The organism is Spirosoma radiotolerans (genome assembly GCF_000974425.1).
GTDB lineage: Bacteria > Bacteroidota > Bacteroidia > Cytophagales > Spirosomataceae > Spirosoma > Spirosoma radiotolerans.
On record NZ_CP010429.1, the window covers coordinates 4,439,997 to 4,458,686 of the forward strand.

12 protein-coding genes are annotated in these 18,690 nt (G+C 48.6%); 9 read left to right on the forward strand and 3 right to left on the reverse strand.

Annotated features, from left to right (window positions below; genetic code table 11):
• The first annotated feature begins 102 nt into the window (after positions 1-102).
• From SD10_RS18085 to SD10_RS18115, 6 genes are all read left to right on the forward strand, one after another.
• A complete protein-coding gene (locus tag SD10_RS18085; RefSeq protein ID WP_052731219.1) occupies positions 103-3,507 on the forward strand; it encodes a GAF domain-containing hybrid sensor histidine kinase/response regulator in 3,405 nt (1,134 codons plus the stop codon).
• Positions 3,504-4,337, forward strand: coding sequence for a CheR family methyltransferase (locus tag SD10_RS18090; protein ID WP_046575656.1), 834 nt, complete (start codon positions 3,504-3,506; stop codon positions 4,335-4,337). The genes SD10_RS18085 and SD10_RS18090 overlap by 4 nt, the downstream gene beginning before the upstream one ends.
• A 100-nt stretch (positions 4,338-4,437) precedes the next feature.
• Positions 4,438-5,556, forward strand: coding sequence for a hybrid sensor histidine kinase/response regulator (locus SD10_RS18095; RefSeq protein ID WP_046575659.1), 1,119 nt, complete (start codon positions 4,438-4,440; stop codon positions 5,554-5,556).
• An 865-nt stretch (positions 5,557-6,421) separates the two neighbouring features.
• Positions 6,422-6,856: a response regulator transcription factor gene (locus SD10_RS18105; RefSeq protein ID WP_046575665.1), complete on the forward strand. Its 435-nt coding sequence runs from the start codon at positions 6,422-6,424 to the stop codon at positions 6,854-6,856.
• A 26-nt stretch (positions 6,857-6,882) separates the two neighbouring features.
• Positions 6,883-8,055, forward strand: a complete 1,173-nt coding sequence (locus tag SD10_RS18110; protein ID WP_046575666.1) for a sugar transferase — start codon at positions 6,883-6,885, stop codon at positions 8,053-8,055.
• Between the two features lie 168 nt (positions 8,056-8,223).
• Positions 8,224-9,453, forward strand: coding sequence for a glycosyltransferase family 2 protein (locus SD10_RS18115; protein WP_148562468.1), 1,230 nt, complete (start codon positions 8,224-8,226; stop codon positions 9,451-9,453).
• Positions 9,454-9,606: 153 nt separating this feature from the next.
• Here SD10_RS18115 and SD10_RS18120 read toward each other — a convergent pair whose 3' ends face one another.
• From SD10_RS18120 to SD10_RS18130, 3 genes are all read right to left on the reverse strand, one after another.
• Positions 9,607-10,833, reverse strand: coding sequence for a sensor histidine kinase (locus SD10_RS18120; RefSeq protein ID WP_148562469.1), 1,227 nt, complete (start codon positions 10,831-10,833; stop codon positions 9,607-9,609).
• 106 nt (positions 10,834-10,939) lie between these two features.
• The gene (locus SD10_RS18125; protein WP_046575668.1) at positions 10,940-12,148 is read right to left on the reverse strand and encodes an acyl-CoA dehydrogenase family protein; all 1,209 of its coding nucleotides are present in this window, start codon (positions 12,146-12,148) and stop codon (positions 10,940-10,942) included.
• Between the two features lie 334 nt (positions 12,149-12,482).
• Entirely contained in the window at positions 12,483-14,414 is a 1,932-nt protein-coding gene (locus tag SD10_RS18130; protein WP_046575670.1) for a DUF4350 domain-containing protein, read from the reverse strand.
• 309 nt (positions 14,415-14,723) lie between these two features.
• On the opposite strand from SD10_RS18130, the gene SD10_RS18135 reads away from it, so the two are divergent.
• The 3 genes from SD10_RS18135 (at position 14,724) to SD10_RS18145 (ending at position 18,576) form a co-directional block, all read left to right on the forward strand.
• Positions 14,724-16,307, forward strand: a complete 1,584-nt coding sequence (locus SD10_RS18135; RefSeq protein ID WP_046575672.1) for an NAD(P)/FAD-dependent oxidoreductase — start codon at positions 14,724-14,726, stop codon at positions 16,305-16,307.
• Between the two features lie 86 nt (positions 16,308-16,393).
• Positions 16,394-17,023 (forward strand): NUDIX hydrolase, encoded by a 630-nt coding sequence (locus tag SD10_RS18140; RefSeq protein ID WP_046575674.1) that lies wholly within the window; start codon positions 16,394-16,396, stop codon positions 17,021-17,023.
• A 383-nt stretch (positions 17,024-17,406) separates the two neighbouring features.
• A complete protein-coding gene (locus SD10_RS18145; RefSeq protein WP_046575675.1) occupies positions 17,407-18,576 on the forward strand; it encodes an efflux RND transporter periplasmic adaptor subunit in 1,170 nt (389 codons plus the stop codon).
• Positions 18,577-18,690: the final 114 nt, after the last annotated feature.

The window sequence follows — 18,690 nt, forward strand, 5'->3', positions numbered from 1 at the left end:
ACCAGAAGCGTTCAGTAAATATACTCAGGTAATTAACCAATCCGTTTGTTTTTATTTTTTACTACAAGTATCTTTATTGTTTATAATAATTTATATTAGTAAATGATAAAGTCATTAACTGGCCGAATATATTTTGGAACTGCGCTTACGTTTTTAACAGTACCTGTAATTATCCTGCTTTATTTCAGCGCCTTCCGTCGGCATGATGCGCTGTTGGCTCATTCGACACAAATTGATAAAATTACAGAACACATTGCCAATCTTGAAGTAACGCTGCTAGAGTTAAAAAACGCTCCTCAAAATGGTACAGCGGCCACTCCTGCCGCGAAAACCGCTCCTTCTCTCTTTACGGTATCGGCCATAGAGCGGAACCTAAGCGAGTTAAGAAATTTGCTAGCCTCGGAGCCGTCTCAGTTTAATCGATTTAACTGGGTTGAGAAGGAAACAATCGCTTATTTATCTGGAAATACCAGTCAACTGAAGGCGATTCGGGAGCAACTAAACCAGATTAAGCAGCAAGCGCGGCATGACTTGCTGGCCAGGCAGGAAAAAGAAGCCGACACTGACTACATGGAAGAATGCGCCATGTGGGTAGCCGTATTGGTGGCTGTGGTTAATATCGCCATTCTAATTCTGGTTATTTTTGAAGAATTCCGAAAACGTCGACGCGCCGAACGTGAATTAAAGGAAAACGTCGCGAAGCTGCAAAGCTATAATCAGGAGAGCGAAGAACGCAATTGGCAACTCACGGGCCTGTCGGCCATTAGCCATAGTTTACAGGATCAGGACAGCCCCCAGGATATAGCCAGGAAGATCATCGTTACCTTAACTGATCATCTCGACTTACCGGCAGGGGCCGTTTACCTGTTCAATTCTGATGAACGCCGGTTAGAGCGCGTTGCGTCCATCGGTTTACCGGCCGATGTACCCAGTTCCTTCGGGCTGGGTGAAGGGCTAGTAGGTCAGGCTAGCCAGGGACTAAAAATTCTTATTGTTAACCAGATTCCAACGGAATACTGGGAGCTAAAATCAGGTAGTGGTGAAGCACAGCCAGGTCAGTTGGTGCTGGTTCCATTATGGTATCGGAAGGACCGCGAACTGATTGGCGTACTCGAACTGGCCGCCTTTCGAACGCTGGAACCAACGGCCATAACCTTACTCAAACGGTTGATGGAGCCCTTAGCGGTAGCTATTAACTCAGCCCAGACGCATTTGCAGGTGCGGGCTCTCCTCGAGCAGGTACAACGGCAGAACGAACTGGTAGCCAATCAGCAAGAAGAACTTCGCCAATCAAATGAGTCGCTTATACGGCAAGCTGAGAGCTTACAGGAATCGGAAGAGGAACTGATAGTTCAGCAGGAAGAACTCCGGCAGATCAATGCAGAGCTGGTCGAGAAAAATGAAACAGTTGAAATTGCGAGGCAATCGCTTTCCCTGAAAGCACGCGAACTGGAGGTGAGCAGCCAATACAAATCGGCTTTCCTGGCTAATATGTCGCACGAGTTACGCACTCCGCTGAACAGCGTGCTTATTCTGGCGAAACTCCTGGCCGACAATAAACCCGACAACCTGACACCGAAGCAAATCGAGTATGCCAACGTCATTCATAAATCGGGTAATGATTTGCTGGAACTCATCAATGATATTCTGGATCTGGCCAAGATCGAGGCAGGTCACATCAACGTGCAACGCGAACCGGTTTCCGTGAAGAGTGTCGTGCGGGACCTGAGCCAGCTGTTTATGGTGGTAGCCGAAGAGAAAAAAGTGGAGCTTATCACAACCATCCACGAATCGGTACCGAGAGAAATAACGACCGATCGGCTTCGGTTAGAGCAAATCCTTAAAAACCTTTTATCCAATGCTTTCAAGTTTACGCCGGCCAATGGCCGTGTTACGTTAACCTTTGCCGTTGCATCCAATGCTACGCTCACCCGGCAGGAACTCCGACGGGAAGAATCCCTGGTAGCCATTTCCGTTTCGGATACGGGCATCGGCATCCCGCCTGATAAACAGCAACTTATTTTCGAAGCCTTTCAGCAGGTCGATGGATCAACCAGCCGTAAATATGGCGGAACAGGCTTGGGACTATCCATTAGCCGGGAACTGATCAAACGCCTGGGTGGCGAGATAACCCTTCAAAGTGAAGAAGGCGTCGGCAGCACCTTCACGATCTGGTTGCCGCCAGTTGGCACAGAGCCAGTACCAGCTGAATCCGTAGAGGTTAAAGCAGACAAGGCCTACTGGAATGCCAACGCCAATAGTAGTCAACCAACGCCTTTGGTGCAGCAGGATACCGTTTCCGACGACCGGGACAACCTCAAGAAAGGCGATAAGGTGATGCTCATTATTGAAGATGACATCCGTTTTGCCACCATCGTTCGGGACTTTTCACAGTCTAAAGGCTACAAAACGCTCGTTGCCCTGCAGGGTGACGAAGGCCTTGCCTACGCCCGACGTTATGAGCCATCGGCCATCATCCTCGACTTACAACTGCCGGTACTCGATGGCATGAGCGTACTCCGAATCCTGAAAGACGATGCACACCTGAAGCATATTCCCGTCCATGTTATATCGGCCAACGACGCACCAAAACAAGCGTTGCCGGGTGCACTGGCTTACATTCAGAAACCATTGAAAAAACAGGATCTGGACGATGCCTTCACCCGAATCAGTAACCGCATTGCCGAGCAACTGAAAAATGTGCTGGTTCTGTCCGGCGATTACTTGCCCGACGACTCACTTACCAAGCTCATTAACGAACGACACTTCGATATTACCTGCGATTATGCAGTACTGGATGACAAAGCCCTGCAACGCGTGCACGACAAAGCCTACGACTGCGTCATCGCTGACATTGGCAAAGATCTGAATCAGGGCATTCAGAAATTACGCCAGCTACAGGAGGCCATGCCGACGAACCAGATTCCAGTTATTATTTACCTGGACAATGAGCTCTCCAGTTTCGACGAATTACAGTTGAAGAAACTGTCGGATACCGTTGTGCACGACTCCGTTCAGGCTAAGGACCGGCTCATGGACCAGTTAGAGCTTTTCCTGTATAAAGTACAGGAACGAAACGGTATGAAACCGTTGCCTACGCCCGAAAGCCAGCCTGCACCAGCCCACACAAACTGGGAAGGTAAAACCGTGTTGCTGGTAGACGACGACATGCGCAACGTATTTTCTATCAGCACCTTATTGGAAGAACAGAAGTTGACGGTTATTACCGCCAGCGATGGGCAGGAAGCGCTGGATACCCTGAACGAGCAACCCCAGGTAGACCTCATCCTGATGGATATTATGATGCCCAACATGGATGGCTACGAAGCGACCCGACGGATACGCCTGGATAACCGATTTACGGAGCTGCCTATCATTGCTCTTACGGCCAAAGCCATGCCTGGCGACCGCGAAAAATGCCTGGAAGCCGGAGCCTCCGACTACATTACAAAGCCACTCGACATCAACCAGTTACAGGCAAAGATGCATGTCTGGATACCCGCATGAACATAAAGCCGAATGTCGAACTGAGCACAACCGAGCTGGATGAGATCTTGACGCTTGTGCGGGTTATTTATGGCTATGATTTTACCAACTATGCCCAGGCATCGCTTAAACGCCGAATCCTGCGTTGCATGAGTTTGGTCAACATACAAACAGTTTTTGCGCTTCGGTTTCAGTTGGCCAACGACGCGGCTTTCTTTGCCTGGTTTTTACAAACGATTATGGTGAACGTGACCGAAATGTTTCGGGATCCACCTTTTTATACTAATCTGCGGGAGAAAGTGTTGCCCTTACTAGCCTCATACCCAGTTATCAAAATCTGGCACGCAGGCTGTTCAACAGGTGAGGAAGTTTATTCGATGGCGATTCTGTTAAAAGAGGCTAATTTGCTGGAGCGCTGTCGCATTTATGCCACTGACCTCAATGCTGCTAATCTGGACAAAGCCCGACTGGGAATCATTCCGTTACAGACGATCCATGAGTATGAAGTTAACTATAAAGAGGCCGGTGGCAAAACTGATTTCTCTTCGTATTACACCACAGAGGGTGATCAGGCCATTATCAACAAGAACCTGAGAGACTCGATCCTGTTCGCTCAGCATAATCTGGTAACTGACCGCGTCTTCAACGAGTTTCAATTGGTTTGTTGCCGTAACGTGCTCATTTACTTCAACAAAGATTTGCAAAACCACGTTATCCGGCTTTTTCATGATAGCCTGGCTTCCCTGGGTTATCTGGCTATCGGATCGAAAGAGTCGCTCCTGTTTACTGACCTGCAAAGTCAGTTTGAGCCCATCAGCGCCGAAAATAAGATTTTTCGACGCACCCGTTAGGCCGGCCTACCTGGCAGACCCCAACAATCCGCCCAAACATCCTCTTATCCATCTTACGTTTATGAACACTTGTTATTGGTAAATTTTTGATTAGTAGTATATGACGTTTCCTTCTACGAAGCAATTAATTCCGTTTACAATTCTTTTGGTCGATGACCGGCCCGAAAATCTTCTTGTTCTGGAAGAACTTCTGGACAATGGTAGTCGACAGTTTATTAAGGCAACATCGGGCAACGAAGCTCTGAAACAGGCCCTAAAAAACGATCAGATTGGCCTTATCATGCTGGATGTACAAATGCCCGACATGGATGGGTTCGAAGTAGCCAAGTTCCTGAAAACCAACCAAAAAACGCGCGATATATCCATCATTTTCGTAACGGCAATCAGTAAGGATGAGCAGTACGTAATGAAAGGCTTTGAGGAAGGAGCGGTTGATTATTTATCTAAACCGCTGGACAGTAACATTACAAAAGCTAAAGTAAATGTATTTGAACAGTTGTGGCTTTATCAGCAGGCCCTGAAGCGGTCGGCTACCGAACTGGCAATCATCAACAAGCAGCTTGAGAAGTTCGTTTACATAGTTGCACATGACCTTAAGTCGCCACTTACGGGTCTGATATCCCTGTTGCATATGGTCGAAGGGATGAACGAGAGCCAGCCCATTAGCCAGCAGGATCTGGCCCATTATCTAGCTGACCTGAAAGACGCCGGGTATCACTTGTCTTCGATGATCAGCACCATTCTTGAGTATTCCCGACAAAGTGCTGATCAACAGGCTTCCGAAGTAATAAACGTTTCAGAATTGTTAACGCAAACCATCCACCTGCTCTTCCCGCCAAAACACATACAGATAAATATAATCGAGCCAATGCCACTGCTTTTCACCAAAAAAGTGAAGTTGCAGCAAGTCTTCCAAAACCTGTTGAGTAACGCCATCAAATACAACGACAAAGCCCAGGGTCGGATCGATATTGGCTGTACCGAGAAAGGAGACTCTGTTGAATTTTATGTCCGCGATAATGGGCCTGGCATGACGAGCGAACAACAAACGAAACTCTTTCGACTTTTTCAGCCAAGCGGCCATTCGCAACGGGAGAGCAGTACGGGCATTGGCCTCAATATCCTTAAGATGCTGGTGGAAGAGCAAGGCGGAGCGCTTAAAGTAGTTACGGCTCCTGGCGAGGGGTGTACAGTGTTGTTCAACTGGCGAAAACGATAGACCGAACGACTTGCCGTTTTCAAACATTATTATGCCTCTGAATGACGGATAAAAACCGCAATCAGAGGCATGCCCGTCTCTATGGGTTAAGCTATATCTAAAACTGAATTGTGAAGAATGGTGCCTTGATTCAGCTTGACCACCTGCAAATGAGTCAATAAAACCCAATCATGCTCCGATAGATGTTGCCTGAGATAATTCTCCATCGTGCCATAGGTGTCTTTAACAAAATTAGGATGTAATCCATAACAGTCCCGAACACAGGCAATGATTCGCTTAAGCCGATGAAGCTTATTAATTTGTAATTCTAGTTGGCCGGAATCGGTCCGATCAAAACACGCTACGATAACACATCGGAACAGGACCTGAGCCATCATTTTATATAACTTCCAAACCATATTTTTTCTACTCTACTATTCAATCAACCGCTCTTATTCGTACGTATTATCTGAAAAGTGGCTCAGACATCTGTTGACAAACTAAATAGGCACTCACCAAATAGTTACCAATATCCAAATATAATAATCATTAGTTTACATAGTTGTTTTTTTGAATAATTAAACTAAACTATTGATTAGAAGGTCGATGATTAGCCCTTACAAAATATGTGCCAATATGTACTAATTGCTATGCAATAAATTATACTATTCTGATCTTATTTCCAGTAAATAGCTGACTCTAATTTATTCGTATATATGAATTTACACAATCTATGTAACTTACATATGAAAGAAACTACCTTGTCGATCAAAAAACACCCACTAATCAATAATAGTCTATTTTATTTATGCATTTATGTTTTTATAAACTATAAGTTAACTATATTTGGAAGTAATCCTCGTATTATCTAATAAACTACATCCTGATGGAAAACCGATATCACATCTTGCACGTCGATGATGACGTGTATATAAGAAAGATTATTCAGCATACGTTCAGTGCAGACTTTGAGTTAAGTTCCTGTACAAATGGCATTGAAGCAATGGCCTGGTTGGAAAAAGGAAACCTTCCGGACATTATTCTCACTGATTTACGGATGCCTCATCTGGATGGCCAGGAATTGATCAGTCTGATTAGGGCTAGTTCGCTATACCGTAATGTGCCCATTGTGGTGCTGTCGAGTATGGAAGACAGTGCCTTAAAAATTAGCTGCATCGAACAGGGAGCAGATGATTTTATTGTAAAACCATTCAACCCGCTTGAAGTAAAAGCTAAAATCAAAGCTCTTCTGCGTCGAACCGCTGAACGCCAGAACTTTCGTTCCGACTTTGACTCAACGCGTTTAAGCCCACTTCGATAGGATCTTTTTCATCTTCCTAAACTAGTATGTTTTCGGAATCCACAACTCAGGAAAGTGATTTCCGCGTCATGTTTGTCGAAAGCGATCCACAGAGATCGTTTGACTTTCATCAGACTTTTTCAAAAATGGTCCATCTGACGGTTGTATCCAGCCGGGCAGAAGCCCTGAAACGGTTACAGGAAGGAGAAACTGTCGATTTAGTCGTCATGAATGATGCGCTGGGAGGACTCAAGTTTTTAAATACTATCGATTCGAACCGAATCCAGTATGAGTTCTCAACGATGCTGCTCAGCGCCGATGCCGAAACGGACATCAACATTCAGGCAGAGGGCAGGCCAACCATTGATGTGTTTCCGCTTGAATTTGATGAAACCTCCCTCCGCAACCGGTTAACGTACCTGATCCGACGAAAAAAATACAACGAGATCGGGCACGAACTGGACAATGCGAAAAAACAACGCATTCCGCTGGGTAAGCGCCTTTTCGATATTGCCTTGTCGTTTAGCCTTCTATTGGCCGTATCGCCCATCCTGATCGTAGTTGCGATCCTCATTCGTCTTGATTCAAAAGGACCAATTTTTTACAAGTCCCGGCGAATTGGTATGGGCTACAAACTATTCGATATGTACAAGTTCCGGACGATGCGCACCGGAGCCGATAAGCTGATTGCGGGTATGGCCTCGCAGAATATGTACAAATCAGCTCAACCCGAACAAGCCCCCGACGAACTGTGCGAAACCTGCCGAATGGCGAATACAAGCTGCCAGCGGCCTTTGTTTCAGGACAACATGCAAGTCTGTGAAATCCAGGTTCAGCGCATGCGCCATTCGAAGGCTATGTTCATGAAATTCAAGGAAGACCCTCGGGTAACCCGGCTTGGTAAGTTTTTGCGCAATACCAGCATCGACGAATTGCCCCAGTTTTTTAATATCCTGAAAGGCGACATGTCCTTTGTCGGCAACCGGCCTCTCCCACCCTACGAAGCCGAAAAGCTGACGACAAAAGCCTATGCCCGTCGCTTTGCCGCTCCAGCCGGTTTAACAGGACTATGGCAGGTAACCAAACGAGGCAAAGCGGGCGTGTCTGATCAGGAACGGATTCAACTGGATGCGCTGTATGCGAAAACGTACTCGTTTAAAACGGATTTAATTATTTTGCTCAGAACCGTAAAGGCGGTATTTCAAAAAGAAAATGTATGATATTCGCCCCCGTTGTTTGGCGAATCATTCTTCATCCAAATTAACCTGTCTACTATAGCTCAAATTTTCCTTTTCATTCCTTCATGAAGGCTTCGCGTTATCCATTTTAGAAGCAATGGCCTTCGGAAAAGCAGCAAACGACGGCTCCCTATTATTCAATTGCGACGAATGATGCAGTTTTTTCTTCTCCTTTGTCTGGGCATTGTAGCGTACACTTACCTTGGCTACGGCATTCTGATTACGTTACTGGTCAAGATCCGAACCCTACTTAAGGGGCCTCGACTACTGGCGGATGACGATGCTTATGAGCCCACGGTAACACTGGTCATGGCGGCCTATAACGAAATGGGATGCCTGCCCGCCAAGCTTCAAAACTCCCGTGAGCTGGATTACCCGGTCGAAAAACTTCAGCTCTTATTTGTTACCGAAGGGTCAACGGATGGATCTACGGCCTATCTGGACGCACTACGCCTGGGTGGCGACCGCCAGATTGACGTGCTGGGCGGTGACGAACGAGCCGGCAAAGTGGCCGCGATGAATAGAGCCGTAACGCACGTTAGTACCCCAATCGTCATCTTCAGCGATGCTAACACGCAACTCAACAGCCGGGCAATCCGCAACCTTGTGCGTCATTTCCGGGACGAGTCAGTAGGCGCGGTAGCCGGTGAAAAACGCATTGAGGTGCTCGATAGTGAATCGGCTGCGGGCTCGGGCGAGGGTTTATACTGGAAATACGAGTCTTATCTGAAACGAAAAGACGCTCAGCTCCATACCGTTGTGGGCGCTGCGGGCGAGTTGTTTGCGGTACGAACCAATTTATACGAAACGGTCGAGCCAGATACGCTGCTGGACGACTTTATCATCTCGCTCCGAATTGCCGGAAGAGGATACCGGGTCGAGTATGAACCTGATGCGTATGCACTGGAGCGCCCTTCCTTCTCCATCGATGAGGAGAAAAAGCGTAAGGTACGCATTGCCGCCGGTGGCTTTCAGTCGATTATGCGACTGCTTTATTTACTGAACGTTGTTCGGTATGGCTGGCTTACGTTTCAATATGTATCACACCGGGTATTGCGCTGGGCGGTAACTCCCTTTTGCCTACCCCTGATCTGGCTGGCCAACCTGGCGCTCCTGCTGCCTGTTCCGCAAACGATAACGCCTAGCTATCTATTTTGGCTGACATTCTTTATCGGACAATGTCTCTTTTACGCAGCCGCTTACCTAGGGTATAGATTAGAACACCGCCGAATTCGGGTGAAAGCGTTGTTCGTTCCCTTTTACTTCACCTTCATGAATGTCTGCGCCATTTTAGGCTTTCTACGCTACTGGCGCGGTAATACATCAGGCATTTGGGAAAAAGCCCGGCGCGCCGATGAAGTGGAACTGAAGGTAAGTTGACGAAATGGGCAGGCTACAAAAAGAACGAATCAACGAGCCGAAACGCATCATCTGGCTCATTGGCACATGTAGCGCAACCGTATTGGCACGACCGATTTGATGCTCTCCAACGGCTAAGTTCAAGACAGATTTATTTGGGCAGTCATATACTACTCAAAGCGGTAAATATACGCTGAAGGTAGTTCCCTTGCCGGGTTGGCTCCGGGCGGTAATGGAACCGCCATGATTCACGACCACCTTTTCACAAATAGCCAAACCAATGCCCGTGCCCGCGTATTTACTGGTACCGTGCAATCGCTGAAAAACCTGAAATATGCGCTCAATATATTTCTCGTCGAAACCAATCCCGTTGTCGGATACATCAATGCGCTGGTAGGCCGCAACTGCCCGGACGGGCCGTATGGTAAGCGGCAGATCAGTGGCCGTTATACGTTCTGTACGTATCTCAATGACTGGTTTTGTTCCCGGATGGCCAAACTTAATGGCATTACTCACTAAATTCTGAAAGAGCTGAGCCAGTTGTGATGCATCACCTTTTACGCTTGGCAGCGACTCGACCGTAACCTCGGCTCCCGTTTCCTGGATGGCTAGCTCCAGATCGTGGAGCACATGAGAGAGAATATCGGTCAACGATACCGTTGTTGTATTCTCCTGACGGGTTGAAAGACGGGAAAACGTAAGAAGATCTTTAATGAGTGTCGACATTCGGCGGGCCGCGCTCTGCATCCGTTCGAGGTACATAATACCCTCCCCCAACTGCGATTCGTACTGATCTCTTAGGATATCCCCAAACGACTGAATCTTGCGTAACGGCTCCTGTAAATCGTGCGAGGCTATGTAAGCAAACTCGGCCAGGTTCTCATTCGATTTTTTGAGTTGCAGGTTGGCTTCTTTAAGTTCCTGTGTGCGTTCAGCAACCCGCTGTTCCAGCACTTCGGCGCTTTGCTGCAGCGCTTCCTGGGCCTGTTTTAACTCAGTTACGTCGATCACAACGCCATTGAAGCGTAGAATCCGGCCCTCATCATTCAAAATGGTTTTGCCTTTGGCCTGCACCCAGCGGGGAGCGCTCCCTTCTCTAAGCGTACGAAAAATAACGTTGTGGTCACCATCACTTTGTGGACTTAATACACGGGCGTTGGCGTGAGCGACCCGTTCCCGATCATCTGGATGCACTTGTTCCAACAATACGGCAGGTGTGACAGAAGCATCCTCGGGTAATCCGAATAACCGCTTGCAAATTACTGACCATTCCGCCTGGCCCGTTTCCATATTATAATCCCAGGTTCCTACCTGAGCCGCTTGTAGAGCAAGCCGAAGCTGCTCATTTTCAAGAGCCACCTCAGAGATAGAAAGAGCCGCTGTGCCAGTCATCGAACCCATTTGATTCCTCTTTTAGCTGGCTAAGATAAGCTAAAATTAATTAGCGCTGACGACTACTGTGGCTTCAGATTTACCCATTTGACATCCCAGTAGCCGACCTGACCATCTATTTGAACGCTGGAATTCCTGTTATCTCAGCCCCTAAAATCAACAGTTGTATATCATGTGTACCCTCATACGTGCTTACAGATTCGAGATTCATCAGGTGACGCATAATTGGATATTCGCCTGAAATACCCATAGCTCCCAGAATCTGGCGGGCTTCGCGGGCTACCCGAAGGGCCATCTCAACATTGTTGCGCTTGGCCATTGAAATCTGGGCTACCGTCGCTCGATCTTCATTTTTGAGCACTCCAAGTCGCCAGCAAAGTAATTGCCCCTGCGTAATGTCGGTTAGCATTTCGGCCAGTTTTTTCTGTACTAACTGAAAGCTGGCAATGGGTTTACCAAACTGGATACGTTCGAGCGCGTACCGCCGGGCTACTTCATAACATTCCATAGCGGCCCCCAGGGCGCCCCAGCAAATGCCGTATCGAGCCTGCTCCAGGCACTTGAGAGCACTTTTCAGCCCAAATGCTTCGGGCAACAGGTTATCTTTGGGCACCTGCACATCCTGAAACGTCAATTCGCCGGTTGTACTGGCCCGCAGCGACCATTTGTTGTTTATTTCGGCTGTGGTAAATCCTTCCATGCCCCGCTCCACAATAAGGCCGCGCACTTTACCCTGATCGTTTCTGGCCCAAACAATGGCAATGTCGGCAATGTCGGCATTAGTAATCCAGAGTTTCGAGCCGTTCAACAGGAAATAGTCGCTTCGCTCAATAAAATTGCTTTCCATACCACCCGGATCGGACCCGTGGTTGGCTTCGGTCAGTCCGAAGCACCCAATCAGTTCGCCCGTGGCTAAACGAGGCAGGTATTTTTGCCGTTGAGCCTCCGACCCAAACGCCCAGATGGGATACATCACGAGCGAGTTCTGTACCGATACACAGGAGCGCATACCGGAGTCACCCCGCTCTATTTCCTGCGTCATCAAGCCGTAGGAAATCTGGTCGAGCCCACCCCCACCGTATTCGGTCGGGATGGTGGCGCCAAAGACGCCAATCTGTCCGAATTTTGGTACGATATGCCGCGGAAATTCGGCCCGTTGTGCGTATTCCTCAGCGATGGGCGTGATCTCACGCTTGACAAAGTTGCGAACAGCCGACCGAACCAACTTATGTTCGGCGGTCAGCAGATCATCGAGACAGTAGAAATCGGGCGACTCAAACGAGTCAACCTTATTTCGGGACGGATTCAGGGAGGGAGATTGCATACTGGGTTAACTCAAAAAGATAGGGCTTGTTACCAAAGTATTGATTTTTATAAGGCAATCAGAACCAGGCATATTTTTCATTTATGCCAATGTATGACTACGTATCCAATTAATTATCAACCATAAAGCTGCGAGCGCTTCTTAGTCGTTTACTAAATACAGCCAATCCTTTCCTCAGTGAAAGCACAGACGAGAATAGCAGCTTAACTCCTTGGTCCGTGCAGACACAGACCACATACGCGTCAGCAACATCTGCCCATAGTTAAAAAAACAGACTCGATAGGCTCTAAGATGGATTTTACCTGAATTAAGCGCCGGTATTACAGAAGCCCGTCTATTTACGCCCCAACAACCAGCTAGCCAGTTCCTTAGCGGCTCCGAAATTTTCAAATTTGGCGGGAATCCGCCGTCCGTCTACGTATTCATTGTAAAGCCAGGGATCACCTACGGCAAAAACACGCCCCTTTCCAACGGAGGCTATCCCCATAATCACATCTCCGGCATCGGTCACGGCTGCTTTTGCCGGCGATGTGATGTTTAGCGGGGCTAATTCCTTGATATAAACCGTCCGTGTTTTGGGGAAAATCCCGTTTCTGGCAGGTATCAATATTTGGCCCTGATCCCACTGCGTTCCCTGAACCATGTTCCGGTTTTTCGGCAGAAACTGCATGCCAAACCGATCGGCCAGTTTATTAAACTGCGTGTGTTCGCAGTTTGACGTATCATTAGCCATCAGCACCAGCGTACCACCGGCCGCTACCCAACTGGCAATGGCCTTTATATCTGCTTCATTCACATAATTCGGTTTGGCCGTCTCTTTGGGCGTGTCGGGATCAACAATAATATAAATGTCTACGCCTTTCAGCGAAGCCGCTGTTGGAGCTCCTGCAATGGTTGCGGTTTTGGCACCCAGATTCCGAAAGATGTTTCCCCACCAGAAAAAACCGGAGTGCTGCCGATCTTCCCAGGTGTAATGAAACGGTTCCTGTTCGCCATTAGTCCCCTTACGAAACTCGTGGTTAAAGTAATTGTCAACGGCCACGGTTTTTCCCTGACCAATTGTCCGTTCATTGGCAATCTCCATCTCGACGCTGGCCATCACAAACGGGCCAACGCCTTTCAAGTCATCCTGCCGCAGCGGTTCGCTCAGGTAATAGGCATAACTCCCATCGCGATACGGGTTACCGCCTAAACCACCCACCAGCACCGTCTTCTCCAGATGAATCTGGCCATTGGCATCGGTCGAGATAAAGTTCCTGAGCATACCGTCGTAGCCTTTCCTGGCGGATGATAACAGGGTAGCGGGCAGGTATCCCATTCGAACGCCTTTTGCCAACGCATACACAAACATGCCCGTACCGGATGCTTCCAGGTAATTGCCCTTATCGCCAAGCCGATCCGTTACCTGATACCAGCAACCTGATTTTGGGTCCTGATACTTGACAATGGCGGGCAACGTCCGTTGGAGAATGGCTATTAATTCGCCCCGACGAGCATACGACTGCGGCACATAATCCAGCACATCGACCAGGGCCATAACGTACCAGCCCATTGCCCGGCTCCAGAAATTAGGTGATTTACCCGTTTGTTTATTGGCCCATTTCTGTTCCCGGCTTTCGTCCCAGCCATGATACAGCAGCCCCGTCTTTTCGTCGCGGGCGTGCTTTTCCATCCACACAAACTGGTTGACGATGTCATCAAAATCACTGGCTTTCCCGTATAAACGGGTATACTCAGCATAAAACGGCTCGGCCATGTAGAGGCCATCGAGCCACATCTGATATGGATACCGTTTCTTATGCCAGAACCCCCCTTCGTTGGTACGTGGCTGCTGGGCGAGCTGTTTCCGCAACAAGTCGGCCGCCTTCCGGTATTTTTCCTTACCGGGCAATGTCTGCTGGGAAATCAATAACAACGACCGGCCGGGTGTGACATAATCAATGTTGTACTCATCCATTTTGTAGGTTCGGATGTCGCCGGTATCAGTCACGTACCGATCCATATTCTTCTGGATGTACTGGAAATAGCGGTCGTCGGCGGTGCGGTACCAAACCTGCTCGATTGCCTGTAGAATAACGCCCATTTCATACTCCCAATGGGCATCTTTCCCTTCTTTTACGTAGGCAATAGAATCGGCATTGTTAGCCATAATGGTTGCGACCATGCGTTGCGACCAGGGGGTTCCGCGTTCGGGTAGGGTCGTCGCTGACTGAGCCAGTATGCTCTGACTGATCAATAGTAGCCAGCCGAAAAGACTAAATCTCATTGTTATTTTCTCTCGTTAATTACCTTATTATAGGCCGTCTGGCATAAATTCTACCCTATTGCTCAGAAGGCAACTCGCTAAACATCATTGAGTAGATACCCTTACCCTAATGAATCCTATTGAAATAGTCTGAAAAGAACCCAAACAGATGCATACCTGTTACCAAATTGCAGAAACCAACACGGTTATAAAAACCTCGTTGATTTCGAGCTGTTTGACCTCGCAAGTCGGGTTTAAGGAACCGGTTTCGTAACAAAACAGCTTATTGCCTGATTCTTTGCTGACAAGCCGTAACGGCCTTTTTTGACGATGATTCACCAGATTTCACTTAACCTCCCGCCCGAACTGGCTTTTGACGAACCTGCCTTTCGGGAACAGGCTTTAGATCATCTTTCGCTACCCAACACCGCCGATATTGTGGTGCGAAAGCGTCGGCAGTCGATTGATGCGCGCAACCGGCAAGTACGCGTAAAAGTGGATGCCGATATCTACGCGGGCGAAACCCCGCCCCCGCTCATCCAGTATAAAAAACCGCAAACGGATGTCAGTCAGGCAAAGCAGGCTATCATTGTGGGCGCTGGTCCGGCAGGGCTTTTTGCGGCCCTTCGGCTCATTGAATTGGGGATAAAACCCATCGTGCTGGAGCGAGGCAGCGATGTGCGTGCTCGCCGACGCGATCTGGCCGCCATTAACAAAGACCATATCGTCAATCCGGAATCCAATTATTGCTTCGGTGAAGGCGGGGCCGGAACGTACTCCGACGGGAAGCTCTACACCCGTTCGACGAAACGGGGCGATGTACGGCGCATTCTGGAAATTTTTGTAGCTCACGGGGCAACCGAGCAGATTCTGGTCGATGCACACCCGCACATCGGTACCAACAAATTACCAAATGTTGTTACCGACCTCCGCGAAAGTATTCTGAAGGCGGGGGGCGACGTTCGGTTCGATACCAGAGTTACCGACCTGATCCTGAACGAATCGCCGGCTGGGCCTACTGCCATAAAGGGCGTTGTCCTGGCTACGGGCGAAACGGTAGAGGGAATCGGCGTCATTCTGGCAACGGGACATTCGGCACGAGACATTTTTTACCTGCTTCAGGCTCGTCAGGTTCGTCTCGAAGCCAAGCCGTTTGCGATGGGCGTTCGCATTGAGCATCAGCAACGTTTGATCGATCAATTCCAATACCACAGACCACAGCGGGGCGATTATTTACCGGCGGCTTCCTATAGTTTGGTTGCGCAAACCCGATTTAAGGGGGTAGAACGGGGCGTTTTTTCGTTTTGTATGTGTCCGGGTGGTTTTATTGTGCCAGCCGCAACAGCACCGGGCGAGCTGGTCGTTAATGGGATGTCGCCATCACGTCGGGATTCGCCATTTGCGAACTCGGGCCTGGTGGTTGCCATTGCCGATGAAGACCTTCTTCCTTATGCTGACGAAGGACCGCTGGCGGGATTGGCGTTGCAGCAGGATCTGGAACGATGGGCCTGCAAAATGGGCGATGGTCGACAGACGGCTCCTGCCCAACGCGTAGCTGATTTTGTGGACGGTCGGGTTTCCACCCAATTACTCCCAACGTCCTATCAGCCAGGGCTGGCATCCGTCGATATGAGCGAGGTATTGCCCGATCATATTGCACAGCCACTTCGGCAGGGGTTGCGTGATTTTGGTCGAAAAATGCGGGGTTATCTCAGTAATGATGGCCAGGTAATAGGTGTTGAAAGCCGGACGTCGTCGCCGGTGCGGATTCCGCGTCACCGCGAAACCTGCGAGCATGTGCAGGTAAGTCGCCTGTTTCCCTGTGGCGAAGGGGCCGGTTATGCAGGCGGTATTGTATCAGCAGCGATGGATGGTGAACGATGCGCCGAAGAATTAGTTAAGTTGTATAAATAGGTTTAGGCTTTAGGGTTTTCGGTGGGCTGGCGCATGAATCGTAACAGCATTGCCTTAAACCGTAAACTATAAACCGACTATCGAAAATGATCGACACTTCATTCCATACTTTCGCCGACCATCTCCGCCAACGGCTACAAAGGCCATTGCCAGGCGAGGTTGCTCATAAAAAGATGGCGTCGACAGCGCGGTTTCGGCTTGGTATCAAGCCGAATGAGCGAACGCGCCGGAGTGCCGTGTTGATTTGTTTTTATCCCTACCAGAATTCCATTTATCTTCCCTTAATTCTGAGGCCTCAATACGATGGCGTTCATGCTGGTCAGATGGCGTTTCCGGGTGGCCGAATGGAGCGGATCGACGAAAACTTAACTCGTACGGCACTGCGCGAAGCCCAGGAAGAAGTTGGTATTCGCGTGTCGGACGTGAAAGTGCTCGGCCTGTTGACGGAGCTTTATATTCCACCCAGCAATTTTTACGTACAACCAGTTGTCGGCGTACTTCCCTACCGGCCTGATTTTTACCCCGACCCACGCGAAGTAGAAGCGGTTGTGGAGGTAAGTCTGGATACGCTTCTGGACGAGACAATTGTTGGCGACAGTCAAATCGAAGTTCGGGGTATTATGGTCGACGCGCCCTTTTACCAGATCCAGGGTTACCGGGTTTGGGGGGCTACAGCCATGATGATCAGCGAACTACTGATGGTCCTGGATTCCTGACCAGCCGGCACGTTACTCCGCAAGACTTAGTCTTATTGCCAGAGATATATTTTTTGCTGCGTGCAGGTAAGTACTTCCTGAAACGTATATATAGCGTTCTTTCTCTTTTTCAGGATAGTTAATTCCAATATATGGCTCATAACCAGTATAAAAAATGGCTATACAGTAAAATAAGCGAAGTTGTTTCTACAACAATCGTAAGCATTTCTACGGAAAAAATTCATAAACGTCGGCGTAATCCGCTTAAATAATTCGCAGAAAAACCATTCAGAATCAGCTATCTGACGATTGATATAGTCATTAACCTTGATAGCTTTGCAGTTAGAGAACAAATGCGATCATTCGGTCGTTAAAACTAAAGACCCCTTCTACAAAATATTCCTGTGAAAAGATGGATTGCTATCGGCCTCGTCGTTCTGGTACTCGGCGGGATAATTGTGTATAATAAGATTTTACATCCAGCTCCTGGTGCGTCAGGTCCTGGTGGTGGAGGTAGTGGCGGTAAGGGTGCAGCAGACGGTAAAGGTGGCCCTGGTGGCGGTAAAGGTGGCCCCGGTGGTGGTGGGCCAGCCAGCGTAAATGGGTTTGTAGTTATTTCGCAGCAACTTCGGGAAGATGTGGTTTCCAGCGGATCCCTGCTGGCATCTGAACAGGTCGATATCTATCCCGAAATTTCGGCTCGTATTATACAACTTAATATCCAGGAAGGTCAGCCGGTCAAAAAAGGAGACTTGCTGGTAAAGCTTTTCGATACGGACCTACGGGCACAGCTTCAGAAGCTTCAGGCGCAGGCCGACAACGCCCGTCGGACTGAAGAACGGAACAAACAACTGCTGGAGCGGGGTGGTATCAGTCAGCAGGAATATGACATTGTTACCACGAATCTTCGCTCATCATTGGCCGATATTGAGCTGGTCAAAGCGAATCTGCAACGAACGGAAATCCGGGCTCCTTTTTCGGGCGTAATTGGTCTTCGTAACGTAAGCTCGGGCGCTGTCGTTTCTCCGAATACACTTATTGCGCGTCTTCAGCAGATTTCATCGCTTAAACTCGACTTCTCTATTCCTGAAAAATACGGCCCGTCTGTACATACAGGCAGTAAGATTTCGTTTGTGGTAGATGGGAGTAATCAACAAAGCCAGGGAGTTGTTTACGCAATCGAACCGGGTGTCGATGAGCAGACACGTAACTTACGCATTCGGGCGCGGGTCAACAACGCCACAGCAGGTAACGGCCAGCCTTTATTCCGGCCTGGTACATTTGCCCGCGTTACACTAACCATTCAGAATGAGCAGAGTTTAGTGGTGCCTACACAAGCTGTTATTCCACAAACCCGAACCAATCAGGTCATTGTGGTTAAAAATGGCAAAGCGACGTTCAAAGACGTAAAAACGGGTCTCCGGACTGCAGGCACGATACAGATTCTGTCAGGTCTGCAAAAAGGTGATACCGTTGCTACAACGGGCTTGCTGTTCCTTAAGCAGGACGCCCCCGTCAAGATTGGCAAGGTTATAACCATACCAGGCACTGGTCCTAAAGTAGCAAGTAACTGAGTGTATGGTTTTGGTTTGTGGTATTTGTTTACGGTTTGTGGTTGGCTGACGCATGGACTGCTTCCGCCGGTCAGCCAACCACAAACCGTAAACTAAATACCACAAACCACAAAC

Coding starts and splice junctions, on each gene's coding strand:
- SD10_RS18085 (WP_052731219.1), top strand. CDS start 103: ATGATAAAGTCATTAACTGGCCGAATATATTTTGGAACTGCGCTTACG.
- SD10_RS18090 (WP_046575656.1), top strand. CDS start 3,504: ATGAACATAAAGCCGAATGTCGAACTGAGCACAACCGAGCTGGATGAG.
- SD10_RS18095 (WP_046575659.1), top strand. CDS start 4,438: ATGACGTTTCCTTCTACGAAGCAATTAATTCCGTTTACAATTCTTTTG.
- SD10_RS18105 (WP_046575665.1), top strand. CDS start 6,422: ATGGAAAACCGATATCACATCTTGCACGTCGATGATGACGTGTATATA.
- SD10_RS18110 (WP_046575666.1), top strand. CDS start 6,883: ATGTTTTCGGAATCCACAACTCAGGAAAGTGATTTCCGCGTCATGTTT.
- SD10_RS18115 (WP_148562468.1), top strand. CDS start 8,224: ATGATGCAGTTTTTTCTTCTCCTTTGTCTGGGCATTGTAGCGTACACT.
- SD10_RS18120 (WP_148562469.1), bottom strand. CDS start 10,833: ATGGGTTCGATGACTGGCACAGCGGCTCTTTCTATCTCTGAGGTGGCT.
- SD10_RS18125 (WP_046575668.1), bottom strand. CDS start 12,148: ATGCAATCTCCCTCCCTGAATCCGTCCCGAAATAAGGTTGACTCGTTT.
- SD10_RS18130 (WP_046575670.1), bottom strand. CDS start 14,414: ATGAGATTTAGTCTTTTCGGCTGGCTACTATTGATCAGTCAGAGCATA.
- SD10_RS18135 (WP_046575672.1), top strand. CDS start 14,724: ATGATTCACCAGATTTCACTTAACCTCCCGCCCGAACTGGCTTTTGAC.
- SD10_RS18140 (WP_046575674.1), top strand. CDS start 16,394: ATGATCGACACTTCATTCCATACTTTCGCCGACCATCTCCGCCAACGG.